The sequence below is a fragment of the Paenibacillus sp. plas6 genome, from assembly GCF_057221655.1.
This window is the reverse complement of sequence record NZ_CM170151.1, coordinates 887,417-909,279: the sequence shown is the minus strand read 5'-3', so window position 1 is coordinate 909,279 and position 21,863 is coordinate 887,417. Positions and strand designations below refer to the sequence as shown.

Annotated in this window: 13 protein-coding genes; all 13 read left to right on the top strand. The window is 39.3% G+C overall.

The genetic code is table 11. The features are described from left to right. The first annotated feature begins 61 nt into the window (after window positions 1-61). The 13 genes from AC2TDL_RS04105 (at window position 62) to AC2TDL_RS04045 (ending at window position 21,850) form a co-directional block, all read left to right on the top strand. The gene (locus AC2TDL_RS04105; RefSeq protein ID WP_484698939.1) at window positions 62-4,171 is read left to right on the top strand and encodes a sugar-binding protein; all 4,110 of its coding nucleotides are present in this window, start codon (window positions 62-64) and stop codon (window positions 4,169-4,171) included. 212 nt (window positions 4,172-4,383) lie between these two features. Beyond that, window positions 4,384-5,124 (top strand): ABC transporter ATP-binding protein, encoded by a 741-nt coding sequence (locus AC2TDL_RS04100; protein WP_484698938.1) that lies wholly within the window; start codon window positions 4,384-4,386, stop codon window positions 5,122-5,124. Window positions 5,125-5,152: 28 nt separating this feature from the next. Further along, complete coding sequence (locus tag AC2TDL_RS04095) at window positions 5,153-6,145, top strand: efflux RND transporter periplasmic adaptor subunit (protein ID WP_484698937.1); 993 nt, start codon at window positions 5,153-5,155, stop codon at window positions 6,143-6,145. A 25-nt stretch (window positions 6,146-6,170) separates the two neighbouring features. After that, window positions 6,171-9,041: an ABC transporter permease gene (locus AC2TDL_RS04090; protein WP_484698936.1), complete on the top strand. Its 2,871-nt coding sequence runs from the start codon at window positions 6,171-6,173 to the stop codon at window positions 9,039-9,041. Window positions 9,042-9,044: 3 nt separating this feature from the next. Then, entirely contained in the window at window positions 9,045-9,926 is an 882-nt protein-coding gene (locus tag AC2TDL_RS04085; protein WP_484701033.1) for an ABC transporter ATP-binding protein, read from the top strand. A 133-nt stretch (window positions 9,927-10,059) separates the two neighbouring features. Next, window positions 10,060-11,442, top strand: a complete 1,383-nt coding sequence (locus tag AC2TDL_RS04080; RefSeq protein WP_484698935.1) for an ABC transporter substrate-binding protein — start codon at window positions 10,060-10,062, stop codon at window positions 11,440-11,442. A 97-nt stretch (window positions 11,443-11,539) separates the two neighbouring features. Next, window positions 11,540-14,428, top strand: coding sequence for an extracellular solute-binding protein (locus AC2TDL_RS04075; RefSeq protein ID WP_484698934.1), 2,889 nt, complete (start codon window positions 11,540-11,542; stop codon window positions 14,426-14,428). Window positions 14,429-14,446: 18 nt separating this feature from the next. Next, window positions 14,447-15,403 carry a carbohydrate ABC transporter permease gene (locus AC2TDL_RS04070; RefSeq protein WP_484698933.1) on the top strand — a complete coding sequence of 319 codons (957 nt, stop codon included), beginning with the start codon at window positions 14,447-14,449 and terminating at the stop codon, window positions 15,401-15,403. An 8-nt stretch (window positions 15,404-15,411) separates the two neighbouring features. Further along, window positions 15,412-16,281, top strand: a complete 870-nt coding sequence (locus AC2TDL_RS04065; protein WP_484698932.1) for a carbohydrate ABC transporter permease — start codon at window positions 15,412-15,414, stop codon at window positions 16,279-16,281. 13 nt (window positions 16,282-16,294) lie between these two features. Continuing rightward, complete coding sequence (locus AC2TDL_RS04060) at window positions 16,295-17,755, top strand: hypothetical protein (RefSeq protein ID WP_484698931.1); 1,461 nt, start codon at window positions 16,295-16,297, stop codon at window positions 17,753-17,755. Further along, a complete protein-coding gene (locus AC2TDL_RS04055) occupies window positions 17,752-18,378 on the top strand; it encodes a YIP1 family protein (protein WP_484698930.1) in 627 nt (208 codons plus the stop codon). Before AC2TDL_RS04060 ends, AC2TDL_RS04055 begins: the two co-directional genes overlap by 4 nt. 23 nt (window positions 18,379-18,401) lie before the next feature. After that, window positions 18,402-20,954, top strand: coding sequence for a DUF5696 domain-containing protein (locus tag AC2TDL_RS04050; protein WP_484698929.1), 2,553 nt, complete (start codon window positions 18,402-18,404; stop codon window positions 20,952-20,954). Beyond that, window positions 20,951-21,850, top strand: coding sequence for a carbohydrate ABC transporter permease (locus AC2TDL_RS04045; protein ID WP_484698928.1), 900 nt, complete (start codon window positions 20,951-20,953; stop codon window positions 21,848-21,850). Before AC2TDL_RS04050 ends, AC2TDL_RS04045 begins: the two co-directional genes overlap by 4 nt. The last annotated feature ends 13 nt before the right edge of the window (window positions 21,851-21,863 follow it).

Below are 21,863 nucleotides of genomic sequence, written 5' to 3'. Positions count from 1 at the left end.
GCGAACCTCCTATAATTAATTCAAATCTGATATGAAAATGAGAAATGGGGTGCTTAGTTACGTGAGAAGCAGTCATTGGAAAAGAAGCTGTATAATTATGCTGGCCATTTTACTAGCCTGTCCACTATTTTTAGGCTTCTCTACAAATGAGTTAGCGACAGAAGCCGATGAAGCAGTTGATATGAACTCAGACGGATTGGCAATAGGCGAGTCATATGTATTTAACTTTGAGGATGCTACAGCTCAAGGGTGGTATGGTCGTTTAGGTTATGAAGTTGTTGCAGCAACTAATGAAAACGCATACGGAGGAGAGTATAGCTTAAAGGTTACAAACCGTCTTAGAACCCATTCAGGACCAACGGTGGATGTCTCTGAATATGTGAAGCCGAATCGCACATATCGCTTCTCGGCTTGGGTTTATTCTCTTGAGGAGCAAGAGCCTGAAAATATCCAAATGCTGCTGCAGTATAACCCTGGAGAAGGCGATGTTTATCAAATCGTAACTGGCAGAACAGTCAATGCAGGGCAATGGGTTCGCCTTTCTGGAGAATATACGCTCAAAGATTTTAGCGGACCAATACAGATTTATTTTGAAAATGGCTGGAATGGGGATGTCCCTGGAGAATACTCTAATTTTTATGTGGACGATGTTACCATCTTACGAATTGAGGATCCTAAGCCATTGCAAATACAGGAAGATATTCCTTCATTAAAAGATGTATTTACAGAAATTTATGGTGACAATTTTAAATTCGGCTCATCGCTTCTATACAATGAGATTGAAGGTGCTCATGGGGAACTGTTGAAAAAGCATTTTAATAGTTTAACGCTTGGGAATGAGCTAAAGTGGGATGCAACAGAGCCGCAAGAGGGCGTATTTGACTTTACTCGTCCAGATTTAGTGATGGAGTTTGCGGAAAACAATGGTATTGCTATGCGAGGTCATACATTAATTTGGCATAGCCAAACACCAAATTGGGTGTTTTATGACGAAAACGGAAATCTGGCTAGTAAAGAGCTATTGTATGAGCGGATGAAGAATCATATCCAAACAGTTATGAAGCGTTATGAAGGGAAAATTTATGCTTGGGACGTTGTAAATGAAGTGGTAGAGCCATGGGATACGTACCGAGGTTATACGGAGCACGGCCTGCGAAATAGCTTATGGTATCAGATTGCCGGTGAAGAGTATATTAAAAAGGCGTTTGAATTTGCTTATGAGGCAGATCCAACAGCTAAATTATTTATTAATGATTATAATACGAATATTCCAGATAAGCGGGATGCGATATATGAACTAATTAAACGTTTGAATGATGAGTGGGAACAAGAAGGTTCACCCGTCAGAATACATGGTGTAGGTCATCAAACACATATTGGACTATATGGCCCTTCGTTAGATGAGTTAGATGCAATGATTGGAAAATTTACAGATCTAGGCATCGAGCAGCAAATCACTGAGCTGGATATGTCAATCTATCAAAATGATGATGAAGCATTCGATGAGTTTCCAGAAGAATTAGCAATTAAGCAAGCACATCGTTATCGAAAGTTATTTGATATATTTGAAAAATATAAGGAGCATCTTACAGCAATTATTTTCTGGGGCAAGGATGATCTGAATACGTGGCTGCGTACATTTCCGACTACTCGGAATAACTGGCCACTATTGTTTGACGAGCGACTACAAGCGAAATATGCATACTGGGCTTTAGTAGATTATGATCAGGTTCCGCCTGAGCCGATTAATTTAACGCGTGAAGCGGGAGCGAAACGTGGAACTCCAATTGTTGACGGGGAAATAGATCCAATATGGACTGGAGCAAATGAAATTGAAACCGATCTTTGGGTATCAGGCAATGAAGGTGCAACTGCTAAGGCAAAACTGTTGTGGGATGATGAGTATCTCTATGTATTAATCGAGATTACGGATTCTTATTTATCAGATGCCAGTGCCAATCCTTGGGAACAAGATTCAGTAGAAATTTATGTTGATCAGAATAATGGCAAGACAGCAAGCTATGAGTCGGATGATGGGCAATATCGAATTAATTTTAATAATCACCAAACGGTTAATCCAGAGCTTCATTCAGATAAGCTTCTATCGGCGACACAAGTAACTGAGCAAGGATATAGAGTTGAAACCGCTATTAAATGGCACGGTAATCCTTTGACGAGCGGTGATATTATCGGTTTTGATGTTCAAGTAAATGATGATAGCGATGGTGATGGAATTCGAGACAGTGTCGCGATTTGGAATGATCTTTCCGGATTATCCTATCAAAACACTTCAGGGTTTGGTATTGTAAGACTTCTTGCACAAGAAAGTGTTGTGCCATTGGCAAGCGAAGCGAAATATGGTACGCCAACGATAGATGCTGAAGTCGATCCGATTTGGACAAATGCCAATGAGATAGTTACTGAACGTTGGATACAAGGTTCCGAAGGAGCCATTGCCAAAGCTAAAACATTATGGGATGAGGGGCATTTGTATGTTTTAATTGAAGTTACTGATCCATATTTAACAGATACTAGTGTTAATGTATGGGAGCAAGACTCGGTGGAAATTTTCATTGATCAAAACCATGCTAAAACTGAGAGCTATGATAATGATGATGGTCAGTATCGAATAAACTATAAAAATTTGCAAAGTGCTACAAGTGAATCGCATCTGCAAAGGCTACAGTCATCTGCTAAAGTTATTGAAGGTGGTTATATTGTAGAGGCAGCTATTCAATGGGTTGACGAGCCGCCGCAAGCTAACAGTACGATTGGTTTTGATGTTCAGGTTAATGATGATCACGATGGTGATGGAATACGAGATAGTATTGCTATTTGGAACGACAATAGCGGGGAATCTTGGCAAAACATTTCGGGAATTGGTTCGTTAAAACTGTTGAAGCAGGAGGAAGAAGAGGAACAGCCAACCCCGACACCAACACCAACCCCGACAGCAACATCGACACCAACCCCGACAGCAACACCAAAACCATCACCAACACCAAAAAATCAAGATTCATCTGATCAACCTAATGAAATACCAGTTCAGCAATCAAATGCTAAGAAACTGTTAAAAATCAGTTACTCCGAAGCACAATTCAATTACGCAATTAAGCATGTTGCTGGAGGGAAGCTAGTATTAAAGGCGGAAGACAATGAAACTTATAACGATGGTGTACAGATAGAATTAACCGCGGTACAGCTTGAACGTTTAAAAAACTTGAATGTCGACAGAGTAGCTTTGGAAACAGGTAGCTGGACAATGGAACTTTCAAAGACGTTACTTTTATCCTTAACCGAGCCTAATGAATCTCTTTATTTGACAATAGAAGAAATTAATGAGCAAGGCACAGAAAGTAAGGCCGACAGCAATCATATATTTGACTTTTCTATTAGCGCAGGCAATAAACGTGTAACAGAATTCCCAGTTAACGAAACACTAAAAATCCGATATGTTTTTCAGCTCAGTGATAATGAGAAATCGAGCCAAATTGTTGCACGGGAAATTCATTCTGATGAACTTGCACAAGTAATTAAACGTGCTTGGTATAACGAAGAGGAAAAGCTATTTTCGCTTGAAGTTAGCAGACCAGGTAAGTTTATCATTACCTCTGTACCTAAAAAATTTAAGGATCTAAATCAAATTTTTTGGGCAGAAGAGGCAATTGAAGCACTGGCAGCACGGCAAATTATTCAAGGCATATCTGAACATTCCTTTAGCCCGCAAAGCAGTATAACACGAGAGCAATTCATTCACTTAATTGTGCAGGCATTGGATTTGAATTTGACTGACAATCCAATAGAACATCGTTTTACTGATGTCAACGATGAAGCTTATTATGAAGTGTCCATAAATACTGCATTCCAGTTGGGAATCGTTTCAGGTATAACACCAACAACTTTTGGTACAGGTTACCCAATAACTCGACAAGAAATGTTTGTAATCCTGCATCGTGCTGTGCAGGCAGCTACTATAAAGCTAGCTCAAAAGGGAGAGGCTATCGTATTTACAGATGAATCAGAAATAGCTTCATATGCAAAGGCAGCAGTAACTGAGCTAAGTCAAGCCGGCATAGTTGAAGGAAAGTCAAATTATCGACTGGACCCCAATGGAACAGCTACACGAGCTGAAGCAGCGCTACTTTTATACCGTATTCTTAAACAGCAATAAGGGATAGCTTTGAAAATTAAATAAGGGATAATACTAAAAGCGATCTTACCGCGTCGAATTTGCATCTGCGGTGGGATCGTTTTTTTCATCTATTACAGTTAGTAAAGACCTAAATTTTCTAAGGTAATAATCAATTATCGAACAGGTATTTCTAATGAATCTCCCAAGCTACAATAAATACGAATCCAATAGATGGAAAGGAGCAGGGCAGAATGGCTTCAAATATGCAAGAATCGTGGATTTCAGAACGTGAAACGATTTTGAAAGCTGTTGGGATTAAGCGTGTATTTGACACTGGCAAAAATTCAATAATTGCATTGTCAGATATTAATCTAGAGATTCCAACCGGAGCGATGGTGGCACTAAAAGGACGTTCAGGTTCTGGAAAAACTACGTTACTTAATATTCTTAGTGCACTAGACGAGCCGACAGAAGGGCAAGTTTTTTTTCATGATCGAGAGATTACTAGTTTATCCACTCGTGAAAAAAACTCACTTCGCCGAAATGAAATCGGACTTGTTTTTCAATCATTTGGATTAATTCCTCTTATGTCGGCATACGAAAATGTTGAATTTGGCTTACGCATTGCTGGCAAACCACTTAAAGATAATCGTGAAGCCGCTGAGTACGCGTTGGAGCGTGTCGGATTGCGCGAGAGAATGCGGCATCGACCAATGGAGATGTCCGGGGGAGAACAGCAACGTGTTGCCATTGCAAGAGCAATCGCTCATAAGCCCAAATTGTTAATTGCAGATGAGCCGACTGCTGAATTGGACAGCAAAATGGGACTGCAAATTATGCGCTTATTTCGCGATTTGGTTCGCAATTCTGGTATGACGATTGTATTGACGACGCATGACCCAGAAATTATAGAGCTAGCTGATTACGTTATCGAATTGGAGGATGGAAAAATTGTTTCGGAAACGACATCAAAAGATTTCAGCGTTGTTTAGTATAACTATTCACTGCAAGTACTTGATAATGGGGATAGCCATATCAGTTATCTTGACAGGCTGCTCGTTACTGTCAGTGGAGGAGAATACACTTGTGCCGCCGCTAATTCAACCGACTGAAGAGGAGCTGGAGTTTATCGAGGTTGCGAGAGGGGATATTCAAACCTATCTCAAAGGAACGGCTAATTTTGTATTCTCAAAAATGGAGACGTTTTCATTTCAAGAATCGGGCGGAAGGCTGAAAGCAATCAGTGTATCGGCAGGAGATGAAGTAAAAGCGGGGGATTTGCTCGTTGAGCTTGAAACAGGCGATCTTGAGCTTCAGATTGAGTTGCAGAAATTAAATGTGGAGCGGGCAAGTATTCACTTTAAGCAAGCTAAAAAGGAAAATGCCAGCGCAGTTGATCTTCGTTTGCGGGAAATTGATCTTGAGCGAGAAAAAAAGCTGCTGGAATCTATGGAAAAACGATTGGCGAATTCTCAGTTACGTGCATCCATTTCAGGAATTGTAACCTTTGTTGAGTCATTAAATGTTGGAGACTTTGTCAATCCATACGAGACAATAGTCAGTATTGCTGATCCATCAAACTTGCAGTTGACTTATGTAGCTGCTAATACGGCTGAACTTTCTTCAATTGAAGTTGGGATGCCAGTGGATTTGAAGTATAGAGGTAAAGAGTATAAAGGAAGAGTGCTTCAATCTCCTTCTAATGTACCGCTATCTTCAGATAATGCTAAGCAGGAGCGAAATGCGGTTACCATTATCGTTGGCATGGAAGAAACACCAGATGATGTGCAATTTGGTCATAGTGCAGAACTTACGATTAAACTACAGAGTCGAGAAAATGTAATCGTATTGCCGCGATCAGCTATTCGATCTTATATGGGCCGTAGTTATGTACAAATTATGGAAGAAAATAGCCGTAAGGAAGTTGATATTGAAGTCGGCTTAGTAACCCCGACTGAGGTAGAAGTTATTCAAGGTTTGAAGGAAGGCCAAAAGGTCATCCTGAGTAAATAATAATCAACATAAATGGGGTGTACGTATGACCTTGTGGACGATGATCTTCCGCAAGATGGCAAAAAATAAATGGCTGCAGTTAAATTTATGGTTTGGTCTAACAATCTGTGTAGCGCTATTTAGCTCAATGCCTCTTTATTCTGAAGCGATTATGCATCGGACATTGCAAAAGGAGCTTCAACTGATACAAGAAAAGAGCGGAGTTGTTCCTGGCTATATTCGTGTCGCAACAACTATCTCGTCATCTGAAGATCATGAGAAAACCGCAGCAGCAATTGCTAAGGCAGATACATTTATCAATACTATACCAAATAAAATGGGGTTGGATGTGCTTTCATTCTATCAGCAGCGGACTACACAGAAAATGAAAATATATGGTGCTGATGCTACTGAGCTGGAAATACAGTCACAAAAAACAGCAGGTAATTTTATATCTTTATCTGATATGGAGAAGCGAGTTCGTCTAGTTGAAGGGCGAATGCCTGTCGATCGCACAGATGGCGTATTTGAAGCACTTGTAGTACAGAAGTTTCTATTTGCGGTAAAACGCGGGCTAGGAGAGGAGTTAATCGTAGAGTCAGCAGAACAAGATAAAACTAAATATCGTGTTATTCCAGTAGGAATTATTGAGACAAATGTAGAGGGAGATTCTTATCTTCCATATTTGACAACGGAGTCATCGGATAGTCTGCTAATTCCTTTCGAACAATTTGAACGCGAGTTTGTAAATAAAGGGAAAGCTAGAATAACAGAATTAGATTGGCGCTATGCGTTGAATTATGAACAGCTTTCAGTTGATAAAATTGAGCAATTTTTTGCAGCAAGTACGGAGATAAAACGTTATTTTCGCGGACGTTTAGGCATGGAGGAGGTAAATATCCCTGCGACCGAGACGATAGCTTCCTATCAAGGTAAGCAAGAAAAGCTTGATATTTTAATGTTGTCTCTATATTCACCGGTTATGCTGATGCTTGCCTTTTACTTGTTTATGGTTGCTAACTTAATCATTGAACGTCAGAAAACAGAAATATCCGTATTAAGAAGCCGCGGCGCCAGTCGTCTGCAAATTATGCTTGTCTACATTTGCGAAAGTCTCATTCTCGGTCTTGCTGCGTTAGGAATAGGACCTTTTTTAGGAGTTGCATTTACGAAAGTGTTGGGAGCATCCAATGGATTTCTAGAATTTGTACAGCGCACTTCGCTTAGTATTAGTATGTCGAGTGATGCCTACAAAATTGCAGCAGTTGCTGTAGGAGGCGCAATCTTGCTTATATTAGTTCCAGCATTTTTGGCGACTCGAGCAAGCATAGTGAATCTTAAGCAACTATCGGCGAGAATGGATAAAACGCCAATTTGGCATAAAATTGGGATTGATTTCATTCTTATCGGGGTGTCTGTTTATTTGCTATACAATTTCAATCGTCGTCAGGAAGATTTAAAACGACTTGCACTTGACTCCGATGCATTACAGCTGGAACCTTTATTGTTCTTTATTCCTGCTTTGTTTGCTTTAGGAGGAGGATTGCTTTTACTTCGTTTATATCCTTATCTGATAAGATTTATATTTTGGGCTGGGCGAAAATGGTGGTCGCCAGCGCTCTATAGTTCGCTAATTCAAATCAGTCGTTCATCAGGTCAATATTTAACAATTAAAGTGTTTCTGATTATTACAGTAGCGACTGGATTATTCAGTGCCAACGCGGCAAGAACGATCAACGATAATATGGACAGTAAAATTCAATATAACATTGGTGCCGATATTGTGTTAACAACAAGATGGCCTAGTAATATGAGTTCGTCGGGACAGTTATCAGCTTTACAGCAGCAAAAAGAGATTGATTATACAGAAAATAGCCGAGTTCAATACACCGAACCTGCCTTTCAGCCGTTTAAGGAACTTCAAGGAGTCCAAGCAACAGCTAAAGTGTTCAAAAAATCCGATGTTCGCTATATTGTCCCTGGCGGGAAGAGCGGTAAAACAGAGCTGATGGGCATTCATACGCTGGAATTCGGAGAAACCGCTTGGATGAAAAATAGATTGTTGGACTATCACATTAATCATTACTTAAATTTAATGGCATCGAATCCACAATCGGTGCTCATTTCACAATCTCTTGCAGAGGATGCTCAGCTAAAGGCAGGGGATAACATTCGCATTACTTGGGATGGACTAGAGGAAGCACAATTCGTTGTTTATGGTGTTGTTGACTACTGGCCTAGTTGGAACCCTCTTCCAAAACAAAACAATGAAAAGAACGGGGAGCCTGTAAAGCCACATCTAATAGTAGGACATCTTAGCACAATCCAAAATCGGCTTGCGATTGAGCCTTATGAAGTATGGCTTAAGCTCAAGGAAGGAGTAACTAGTCAATCCATATACGAGCAATTGAGCGAGAAGAATTTAAAGGTTGCCAGTCTGCAGGACGCGAGACAGCAACTAATTACCTCAAAAAACGATCCATTTCGTTTAGCGATTAACGGTGTAATGACGCTTGGATTTGTTATATCTATGATGATCAGCTTCTTTGGCTTTCTACTTTTCTGGGTGCTTACCCTATCGGGGAGAACACTGCAATATGGGGTGTTTAGAGCGATGGGATTACCTTTTTCACATATAATCGGCATGCTAGTTTGTGAACAGTTATTAACTTCTGTTGCAGCAGTTCTAATTGGAATGATGATTGGGAATCTGACCAGTGAATTATTCGTACCTCTCTTTGAAATATCATTTGCAACAAGCGAACAAGTACCGCCTTTTGAGATCGTATATGAGTTAGGTGATTATATGCAAGTGTTTAGTATCGTTGGCGTTATGCTAATGATTGGTTTGATGATTATCAGTTATCGATTGTCTCGGACTAGAATTGCCTCGGCGCTGAAGCTAGGAGAGGAGTAAATGATGATACAGTGTGAAGGGCTTGTGAAAATATATAAAACTGTTGATTTAGAAGTTTTTGCTTTGCAAGGACTAGATCTGCAAGTTGAGACTGGAGAACTTATGGCGATTATCGGTAATTCAGGAAGCGGCAAGTCAACATTGCTCAATATGTTGGGAGGGCTTGATAAGCCATCGGCAGGCAAGCTTTACGTAGACGGTAAAGATTTGTTGGCATTTGGCGAAAAAGAGCTTGTTAAATATAAGCGGGAGACAGTAGGGTTTGTTTGGCAAAATAATGCTCGAAATTTAGTTCCTTATTTGACAGCCTTGGAAAATGTTGAATTGCCAATGTTGTTAAAAGGTAATCGACGTCGTGCGCGAGCAATGGAGTTGCTGGAAGCAGTAGGGCTAAAAAGTCGAATGAAAAATCGCCTTACTGAATTGTCAGGAGGGGAACAACAGCGTGTTGCGATCGCTATTGCGCTTGCCAATGAACCGAGGTTGCTGCTTGCTGACGAACCAACCGGATCTCTTGATACAAAAACATCAAATCATATTTTGGATTTATTTCGCAGTTTGAATCGAATGCTTGGGCTCACAATTGTGATCGTAACACATGATCCATTGCTGGCCAAAAAGGTGGATCGTGTAGTCCAAATTCGAGATGGTAAAACATCAACGGAAATGATTCGACGTGTATCCTATGCCGAAGAGCTGGCACAATTGGATGCGGAGCTGACAAGTATCGAACAAGACAGTCATATTGAATATGCTGTCATTGACAAAGCAGGCAGATTGCAAATCCCAGCAGATTACTTAAATACAAGTGGCTTTAAAAATAGCAATAAAGTACGTGTTCAAATGGAAGAAGGGCGTATCGTACTATCCCCACCTGATAAGTGAAAGTGTGGTGTTCCGTACAACGAAATTCTATATTTTAGCGGGTATAACATCTGAATTTCGACAGGTTGTTGCTTTAGAATGAAAGCGCTAAACTTTGTGGTGTAATCAAATTTGTTAAGGGGGATTTGAGCAAATGCGCGTTAAGCTGATGTCATTATTATGCGCAATGGGGCTAGTATTAGCTGCCTGCAGCGGCTCTAGTAACGGACCATCTGCGACAAACAGTAGTGTAAACGATGGCGGTTCTAACCAAAACAATGTGAATAACGAGGCAGAGACAGCCGTCAATGTCGAAGAGGAAGATGATATTTACAGAACACCTGAGATGGATTTCGACTTAGGCGGCAAGACCATTAAAATCGTATCCTGGTGGGATATGACAATACCTGAAGATAATCCGGACAATATTCAAAGAAAGAAAAATCTAGAAGAATTAATGGAAAAACACAACTTCAAGGTCGAATACGTCTCAATAGATTATGGTGAATATCAGCAGAAGGTAACCGCATCTTTACTAGCGGGTGAGCCAATTGGAGATATTGTCCGCTTAGGTAAAACATATACGGTACCGTCATTAGTGAAACAAGATTTGCTCTGGCCGGTTGATGAATATACGAAAAATGCTAATGCATTTAATCAAAAAGTTACAAATGAGTATTATACGTATGAAGGCCGAGGTTACGGCTTTAGTGAGGATCAAGCTAACTTAGTGCAAGGTATATTCTACAACAAAACACTTATGAATCAATTGGGATTAAAACCGTTACAGGAATATGTAGATGAAGATAATTGGAATTGGGATACATTTATTCAAGTTGCTAAAGATGCGAACAAAGATACGAACAATGACGGTAAGCTCGATACTTGGGGATTAGCAAATACCAATATTCTCGAACATGCACTTTATTCCAATAACACTCAATTAACTCTTGGAAATAAGCAAAATCTTGAGAATCCTGCGACGATTGATTCACTTAATTTTCAATCAAGAATAGCAACTGAACAAATTGCTAGACCAACAGAGGGCGGAGACTGGACTGAGCCAGGACAATTTTTCCGTCAAGGCAACACCTTAATGTATGCTGGTGCGTTATGGGAGTTTAGTGGTTTCAAGGACGATATGCCAGACTATGAGCTTGGGTTTGTGCCATTCCCAAAAGGTCCGAATGCAACGGAATATCATTCAGCTGAAGCGCTATTCCAAGCTTTAACTATCCCTAAATCGGTTAGCAACCCTGAACAGCTCCTCTATATTTGGGAGAAAATTAACGATATTGATTCGATTTATGATTATCCGGATCAAGGCTGGTACGAGTCATTATTTACAACTGAGGATGATATTAACAATGCTCGTTTGGTTGCACCGAATATGATTGTATTTGATCATAATACATTCCCTAGCTTGCCTTACTGGGAATTTTTGGGTGAAATTAACAATGGAACATCGGTATCAACAGTAATTGAGACATATAAAGCACAGTTCCAGGCAGCCATTGACGAGGTATACGGTCAGTAAAAACTAAAAGGTAATGACGGACAGTCCCCATTAGGAGCCGCTCTATAATGGGGACTGTTATTAAATTCTAGATGCTTTTTGCAGGAGGGGAGACCTTTTGAATACAAAAAAGAAAAAGTATGTCATCGCCTTGTTAGTCATTGCCTTACTGCTTATCGTTTGGATATTGCTTCCTTCGGATACGGAGGAAAGGTTACATGTTCAGGCGTTGGCAAACTTTGAAGCGGTTACAAATGAGACAGAGCAAGATGGATATAAACTCTATCTTGAAAAATATTCTGCTGCGAAGCGTCCTGAAGCTACGATACGAATCGAAGGTGAGGCGTTCGCAGAAAGTATTGGAAACGGCTTTGAGGTAGTGGATGGATTTGCAGGACTTGATGGTAAAGCTGTTATTACACCCGATTCTGGCAGCATTGGTTGGGATGTACCAATTGATCAGCCTGGTTTGTACAACATAAGAGTTCACTATTATCCGCTTGAAGGAAAAAGTTCTGCAATTGAAAGACAGCTCACGATAAACGGAGATGTGCCGTTTAATGGCGCAGATATTGTATTGTTTGACCGACTATGGGGCAATCGAGATGATGACATTCAACAGGATGATAGAGGGAATGATATTCGTCCGAGGCAAGTAGAGAAGCCAGCTTGGCAACTGACCTCAATTAAGGACAGAAATGGTTACTATGATGAACCATATTCTTTCTACTTTGAAAAAGGGTACCAAAGATTGTCTTTGACTGCTCTGCGGGAGCCTATGGCAATTGATTATATCGAGCTCTATCAGGAACAAGAGTTGAAAAAGTATGAAGAAGTAAAAAGGGAATATGAATCTCAAGGCATTAAGCCTGTTGAGGATCAATATATACTAATCCAAGCCGAAGATGCGAATTTCAAATCTTCTCCGACATTATATCCGGTCTCTGATCGTTCAAGTCCTACTGTAACGCCATATGATGTGTCCAAAATAAGAATTAATACGATTGGGGGCACGAATTGGAAGCTGCCTGGGCAATGGCTTGAATGGGAATTCGAGGTAGAAGAGGACGGCTTATATCAGATTGCATTAAAGCAAAAACAAAATCAATTGCGCGGTGTATATGCTACAAGAAGCATAATGATTGACGGTGAATATCCATTTCAAGAATTGAAGGAAGTGCGCTTCGATTTCTCTAGAGATTGGAAAATGAATGTACTTGGCGGAGATGAACCATATTTGTTTCATCTTACAAAAGGTAAACATAAACTTCGCATGATTGTGTCTTTAGGAGATTTAGCTCCACTTATTCAGACAATTGAGTCCAGTGTGCTAAAGCTGAACGAAATGTATCGAAAAATATTAATGATTACTTCAAATAACCCAGATCCATTTCGAGATTATCAGCTGGAAAAGCGAATCCCTGATATGGTTGAGGTGTTTGCTGAACAAGCGGAAATTATCCAAAACGTAGCTGATTATCTTGAGAAAACAACAGGTGAGCGAAGTGATAAGGTAGCAGTGCTTCATACGATGGTTCGTCAGTTAAAAGAATTAGTAGAATATCCTGAGACTGTTCCAAATCGTTTAGATACGTACAAAGTCAACGTTGGCGGACTAGGAACATGGATTCTTACTGTAAAAGAGCAACCGTTGTCATTAGATTATATTATCGTCTCTTCACCTGGTCACAAGTTACCAAAAGCGGAAGCGAATCTATTCCAAATCATTAACCATGAGGTTGGTGCTTTTATTGCTTCATATACCGAAGATTATGACAGTGTGGGCAATACAGGAGAAGGAGATCAATCGATTACAGTATGGATTACGACAGGTCGAGATCAAGCACAAGTATTGAAAGCGCTTATTGATGAATCATTTACACCTGAATCCGGAATCTCTGTAAAATTAAGACTTGTTCCAGCAGGAATTCTTTTACCAGCTACTCTGGCAGGAGAAGGACCAGATGTTGCGATGCAAATAGGAGAGGAAACACCGGTTAACTATGCTATGCGTGGAGCTGCAGCAGATTTATCAAAATTTGATGACTTCTATGAAGTAGTTACAAGATTCCGTGAAAGCGGCTTGGAGCCTTACCAATATAATGGCGGTGTATACGCATTGCCAGAACAGCAGACTTTCCCGATGCTGTTTTATCGTAAAGATATTTTGCAGGAATTAGGAATATCGCCTCCAAAAACTTGGGATGACATTTACAACATGATTTCGATATTGCAAAAGCATAATATGGAATTTTATTTGCCAATTGAAGATACCAATGCAAGTTTAGTGCCTAATGCAACATTCTCGATGTTGTTATATCAAAATGGCGGGCAATTTTATCGTAATAACGATACATTAAGTGCTTTAGATTCAGAAATATCGATGGAAGCATTTAAAAGATGGACGCAGTTTTATACGAGCTACAAGTTTCCGTTGAAAGCTGATTTTGCTAATCGTTTTCGAACCGGAGAAATGCCTATTGGGATTGCTGATTATACAACGTATAACTTGTTAACTGTGATGGCTCCAGAGATTAAAGGTCTATGGGATTTTACGCTTGTTCCGGGAACGTTGCAGGAGGATGGTTCAATTAATCATTCAGTAGCCAGTCATACCACTGCTGTTATGATGTTAGAAAATTCTACTTCTAAAAATGCAGCGTGGGAATTTATGAAATGGTGGACAAATAAAGATACTCAGATTGCCTACGGACGTGAGATGGAAGGACTAATGGGTGAGGCAGCACGCTATCCAACAGCTAATATTGAGGCTTTAGAAGAGTTGCCTTGGCCAGTCAAGGATTACAATAATTTGGAAAGTCAGTGGAAGTGGGTTAAAGGTATTCCGCAAGTTCCGGGAGGATATTTCACTGGCAGACATTTAGACAATGCGTTTAGAAAAGTAGTTAATGCAAGCGAAAATCCTCGCGAGGCGTTATCAGACTATATCATTTATATCAATGATGAAATTAAACTTAAGCGCAAAGAGTTTAATTTACCTAATTAAACAGGAGGTGGAAGCCAAATGCAAACTGAAACAATTGCCGGTACTGTACGGAGTTCCTTGCCTCCGCAAAAATTATCCCGCTGGGCTAGATTGGTTAAAGATATTAAACGGAGCAAACACTTTTATATTTTAATGGCACCCTATATGATCATCTTTTTTTTGTTTACGGTTATTCCTGTTATATTTTCCATCATACTTAGTTTTACTTATTTTAATATGCTAGAATTTCCGCGTTTCATCGGCTGGCAAAATTATTCAAGGCTGCTTTTAAACGACGATATATTTTTAATTGCGCTTAAAAATACATTTTTATTTGCAGTTATTACAGGGCCAATCAGCTATTTTGCTTGCTTTGTGTTTGCTTGGATTATTAATGAGCTGTCTCCTAAGGTTAGAGCTTTTATGACTTTAGTATTTTATGCTCCATCGATATCAGGGAATGTATTTTTTATTTGGCTAATTGTATTTTCAGGTGACAGTTATGGATATTTAAACGGATTTTTAATGCAGACGGGCTTTATTCTAGAACCAATTCAGTGGCTGTTAGATGAAAAATATGTACTTTATATTGTTATGATTGTTCAACTATGGCTTAGCTTAGGAACTAGTTTTCTTGCCTTTATTGCTGGTTTACAAACGCTAGATCAAACGTTGATTGAGGCTGCAGCTATGGACGGTATTCGTAATCGTTGGCAGGAACTTTGGTATATTATTTTACCTTCAATGAGGCCGCAATTAATGTTCGGTGCTGTTATGCAGATTACAGGATCGTTTGCAGTAGCGGATATTTCGATGGCACTCGCTGGTTTTCCAAGTGTTAACTATGCAGCGCATACGATCGTCACACATTTAATTGACTACGGCACAATTCGGTTTGAGATGGGGTATGCATCTACGATTGCGACGTTCTTATTCTGCATCATGCTCGGTACCAACCTGTTGGTGCAAAAATTGCTGAGAAAGATAGGTGAATGATGTTGGTCATGAAGATGATAGCAGCTTTCAGAACGCCCAAAAGGCTCAATCGATCTTTTATAGTTAGTTTTTTGCTGTTTGCGCTGCTTGCTGTATTTGGTGCTTTCATGGCTTTACCGCTAATTTATACAGTTAACAATGCATTTAAACCGCTCGATGAGTTATTTATTTTCCCGCCAAGATTTTTTGTGAATAATCCAACGATGGAAAACTTCTATGATCTTGTCGCGTTAATGGGAAATTCTTGGGTGCCGCTTTCACGCTATATAGGCAATACTCTGCTCATTACGATCATTGGAACTGCAGGTCATATTCTGCTCGCTTCAGCAGCAGCATATCCGCTTGCAAAATACCGTTTTCCTGGCTCCAAGACGCTGTTTCAAATTGTAGTGTTGTCGTTAATGTTTTCAGGACATGTAACTGCAATTCCAAATTATATGGTGATGTCTTGGTTAGGTTGGATTAATACGCATGCGTCGATTATTGTGCCGTCCTTGGCATTTTCGTTAGGACTTTTCTTAATGAAGCAATTTATGGAGCAGATTCCGGATGCATTATTAGAAGCTGCCAAAATTGATGGAGCTAGCGAATATAAAATTTACTGGTCTATCGTCATGCCCAATGTAAAGCCAGCATGGTTAACGCTTATGATTTTACAATTTCCTGCGTTATGGGGCAGCGACGGAGGAAACTTTATTTACAGCGAAAACTTAAAAACACTGCATTATGCATTAGGGCAGATTAGCCAAGGAGGAATTGCAAGAGCAGGGGTAGGTGCCGCAGTTGCATTGCTATTAATGATTGTACCGGTTACTTTATTCATAATTTCTCAAAGCAGTGTTATTCAAACAATGTCAACTTCTGGTATGAAGGATTAAGGAGGCTATGAAGATGCTGAAAGATATAAATAAAGTAAAAACGCCTCTTATTGCCTTGTTAGTCTGTGTTTTATGCTTTGGAATTGGCGAAGGGATAATACACGCTGATAGCGGGCAATCCTCTTATAATTATTCTTTTTGGGGAGATGCAGTAACTGCTCCAGCAGCTTATCAAGCAGCCTCCTTAATCGACGGAGTTAGCCTTGGGATTGGACAATTTAAGGAACCCAGCGATATTTATGTTTCGAAGGATGATCAAATTTATGTGTTAGATTCTGGTAATCATCGAATTGTAATTTTGAATAAGTTGTTCGAAGTTGTTAACATCATTGATTCATTTGACAATGGGGGAGAAAAGGACACATTGAATAACCCGCAAGGAATATTTGTATCAGAAAATAATGAGATGATCATTGCTGATACAGGAAATCAACGAGTAGTGCATCTTGATGCGAATTTTCATATAAAAAAAATTATAGAGTCTCCAGAATCTGAATTGCTGCAGACGACCTTTCAATTTCAGCCAGTTCGAGTTGTGATGGATAAAGCGCAACGTATTTATGTAATGTCGTTAGGGGTATTCGACGGATTTATGGAATTTAATACTGACGGGGTGTTCACTTCTTTTATTGGAGCGAATCGTGTTTACGTTGATCCAATCGAGTATTTTTGGAAGCGAATATCTACACGTGCCCAGCGTGCACAAATGATAATGTTTACTCCGACAGAGTTTACTAATCTTGATATTGATGATGATGGCTTTATTTATGCAACCAACGGAGATATGTGGGGAGATCGGATTAAGAAGCTCAATGCTCAAGGCAATGATATTTTACGAAGAACGGGTTACTTCAATCCTCAAGGTGACATTATTTATACAATAGATACTGGTCCATCAAGAATGATTGATATTGATGTCAGTGATAGTGAAATTTATTCAGTCCTGGATTCTAAGAGAGGTCGGATTTTTACTTATAGCGGAGATGGACATTTAATGTATGTATTTGGAGGATTAGGCAACCAGCTTGGGGAGTTCCATACGCCAACAGCAATTGAACGTATCGGAGATGACTTCCTAGTTCTCGATAAGGCACTTGGAGAAATTACTGTGTTTAAGACGACTGAATACGGACGAGTCTTAAATGAAGCTATTAGAAGTTATTATCGCGGAGACGAGGAAGCAGCATATCGATTGTTTGAAGAAACGATTAATATGAATGCAAATTTAGAGTTTGCATATTCAGGAATTGGCAAGGCATTGCTAAGACAGGGCAATTATAGAGAAGCGATGAAGTACTTCAAACAAAGCATGGATCAGAGTAATTATTCAAAAGCATTTCTTTTATATCGTAAACAAGTAATGAGACAATATTTCCCAACAATTATGACCTCCTTGCTTGTTATTGTCGTTGCCTGCTTGGTTGCGAACAGACTTCGAAAAGTAATGACTAAAAGGAAGGAGGCAGCAATATGAGCAGAGATTGGGTTAAATATCCCTTATATGTTATTATCCATCCTTTTAATGGTTATTGGGAATTGAAATATGATCGAAGTCCAAAAAAAAGCTTGATTATTTCGTTCGCAATTCTGTTTCTAATGACGCTAACTAATATTTTAAGCCGTCAATACAGCGGTTTTTTGGTTAATTTGTACAATCCCAACTATATGAATAGTTTTATGGAAGCTATCTATGTTGTTGCACCAATTTTACTATGGTGCATCGCCAACTGGTCCCTCACTACATTAATGGACGGAGAAGGAAAATTTATCGAAATATTCAACTCAACCTGCTTTGCTCTTATACCTCTTGTCCTAATCAATTTTCCATGGGTGTGGCTCAGCAATTTAATCTCACTTCAAGAAACAGCTTTTTATTATTTTTCTACAGGAGCCGCCACAATATGGTTTGTGTTCCTTCTATTCGTTGGAACGATGACGGTACATCAATTTACACCTGCTAAAACAATTGGTACATCTTTATTAACAATTGTTGCAATGGGATTTATAGCATTTTTATGTTTGCTATTTTTTAGCCTTGTTCAGCAGATCGTAGAGTTTGTAACCGTTATCTATAATGAATTGACGATGAGAATGTAAGCAGGAAGGGGGAGAGGGTGAAGATGGCAACTAGAACAAAGCTATTATTAGGCTGTATCTTGCTACTTTTTTTAATAACAAGTTGTTCAAATACAGAAGCTATAGAAAAAAGCGGAAGCAATGCTGAGCTTTATGAGACCTTTGAAAAAGGGCTACCGCTAGATGCTTCCTTTACAGATGCGCGCTTGTCCAATATGAAAGGAGTTGCCGATAACGGCACACTTCAGTTATTCATCGATGCTCAAACTGGGGAGATTGCAGTGCTCCATAAAAAGACTGGTGAAATATGGTACAGTAATCCGCCAGATCGTGAGCAGGATTCGCTTGCCTCGGGTATAAACAAAGGGATTTTATCCTCACAAATTAAACTCGACTTTTATAATTCATTTGGACAACTAAACAGTGTTAACTCCTATTCTGATAGTGTTGTATATAACCAAATTAACGCCAAAAAAATCGAAAACGGTGTAATGGTCACCTACATGTTCGGGACCAATCAGAAAAGTGCTGATGATATGCCGATGATGATTAGTAAGGAAAGAATGGAAGAGCATATTTTTAGCAAACTCGATAAGACGGGACAGCGTGCACTAAAAATAGCTTATACAGAGGATGAAGAAAACGGAGTTTATGTTCGAAATGATAGTGCATTAAAAGGTTTACAGCTTGAACGAGCGCTTAAGGCTTTTGAAGATGCGGGATATACGGAAGAGGATTTGTTGTTTGACATTGCAGAAAATAACGTAACTCAGACAAAGCCAGAGCCTCGAATTTTTTTAGCTTCCATCGAATATGTGCTAGATGGTGACAGTCTTGTCGCGAAAGTGCCCGTATCAAGTATTGTTTATCCAGATAATTATCCAGTTTCCACCGTTTCTTTATTGAATTTTTTTGGAGCTAGTGGCATAGAAGAACAAGGCTCTATTTTTATACCAGATGGTTCGGGAGCGTTAATTCATTTTAATAATGGAAAAACGCAGTATCCAGCATATCAACAACCTGTATACGGTACCGACAGAACATATGATAGAGTCGAAGAGGAAGTTCGAACACAAGAAGTTAAGCTTCCTGTTTTTGGAATGATACGAGAAAGCTCTGCATTTTTAGCTATTATTGAAGAAGGAGATGCAGTCGCTTCAATTAGCGCTGATATAAGCGGACGATTAAATAGTTATAACTATGTTCACCCGATATTTACTTTATTAAATAAAGGAGAGTTGTATTTAGATGCGAATGGACAACAAAGAACAATACCGAGGTTCCAAGAAGAACCGAGTAAAACCGATTTCACCGTTCGATATGTATTTTTGGACAGTGATCATGCATCCTATCAAGGATTAGCACATGCATATCAAAATTATTTAATCGAAAATAACGGATTGCCGCAACGTGCGAAAGAAATCGGTACAGAAGATATTCCTTTTTACTTAAAGCTAGTCGGTAGTATTTCAAAAAAGAAACATTTTGCAGGCATACCTTATCAAGCGCTTGAGCCGCTTACTACTTTTGAACAAGCACAGATTATTGCTTCGCAGTTGAAGGCTAGAGGGATTGATCATATTAAGTTAAAGTATTCTGGCTGGTTTAATGGAGGATTAGATCATAAAGTCCCTGACAAAATAAAAGTAGATGGCGCTGTCGGCGGAAATAAAGGATTACTTGAGTTAATTGAGTATGCAAAATTAGAGGGAATCACATTATATCCAGATGTCTCGCTGCTTATTGCCAATACAGGAGCAGGTTTCTCTGAAAAGAAGGAAGCTGCTAGAACGCTGCGAGATGTTCCAGCAGATATTTATCCGCTTAATATTGCAACAAATAGACGAGATAGAACGAAATCACCATCGTACGTTATATCACCACGATATGTAAATCAGTACGTCAACAGTGTATTAAAGGGATTCACTCATTATCATTTTGACGCTATCTCACTTAATGATTTGGCTGCTCAGCTAAACAGTGACTATCGTAAGGGTGAGCAAATTGACCGAGCGGAATCCAAACGTATTGCTGTTCAAGCGTTGCAGCAAATTTATAATGAGCAATTGAGCATATTGGCTGACAGCGGTAATGCGTATGCCTTACCATACCTTAATGACATTACGAATGCGCCTATGTCAAACAGTAAATTTAAGATAGAAGATGAAGAAATTCCATTCTATCAGATGGTTGTACGAGGCTTTCTCGAGTACACTGGCTCGCCATATAATCTATCCTCCTACACTGATGTAAACCAATATATTCTTAAAACATTGGAGTATGGCGCTGGCATATACTTTGAGTGGATATACGAGCCAAATTTTAAGGTCAAAGATACGGAATACAACCAATTATATGCAGTCAATTATCAACTTTGGATCGACCAAGCAGCTGAGATATATGAAGAAGTAAATGAAGTCTTAAAAAATGTTCGCAATGCAAGGATTGTCGATCATAAAAAGTTACTTGACGGAGTGTACAAGACGCAATACGAGAACGGTGTTTATGTCATTGTCAACTATAATAGCTCGCAAGTGACTGTGGATGGCAAAATAATCGAAGCAGTAAGCTATATAACAGGTGGTGGACAATCATGAAAATAGGGAAACCTCAAACCTATGCGGGACAGAAGGCGTTTTGGGGCTTTATTTATGTATTGCCTTGGTTGCTTGGATTTATATTTTTCTTTTTGGTGCCGCTGTTATCATCGTTGCACTACAGTTTTAGTAATATACAAGCCAATTCTGAAGGAATTATTATTACCTTTATTGGCTGGAAAAACTATATTGAAGCGCTTACTGTCAATACAAGCTTTAACCGAACATTAGTTGAAGCGATTATCGACATGGTGGTCAATGTACCGCTAATTGTCATATTTAGTTTGTTTTTAGCGACGTTATTAAATCAAAAGTTCATAGGGAGATCGATTGCGAGATCAATCTTTTTCTTACCAGTAATTTTAGCTTCCGGAATTATTCTTAGCTTGGAAAGCAACAGCTTAGTTCAGGCGATTGCTGAGCAGAATACATCATCAAATAACTTTTTGAACTTTTTTGGAAGCTCACAATTAGCGATGTTAATGTTGGAAGCAGGCTTAAGTGAAAATATCGTTATGTATTTAGTTAATGCAGTTGATCGTATTTATCAAATTGTCAGTGAGTCCGGCGTGCAAATTCTTATATTCCTTGCGGGCATACAGACGATTTCTCCGCAACTGTACGAAGCTGCAAAAATAGAAGGGGCTACTGGTTATGAAGCTTTTTGGAAAATTACTTTTCCAATGGTTAGTCCACTAATTCTAGTTAATATGATTTATACCATTATTGATTCTTTTTCACGCAATGAGTTGACACAATTGATTCGCGATACTGGCTTTAGCAAATTTAATTTTGGTTTAAGCTCGGCTATGGCATGGATTTATTTTATTGCAATTGGACTTATTTTGTTAGTTAGCTCGTATCTGGTGTCACGAAAAGTCTTTTATCATGAATAGAAAGAAGGTGTTT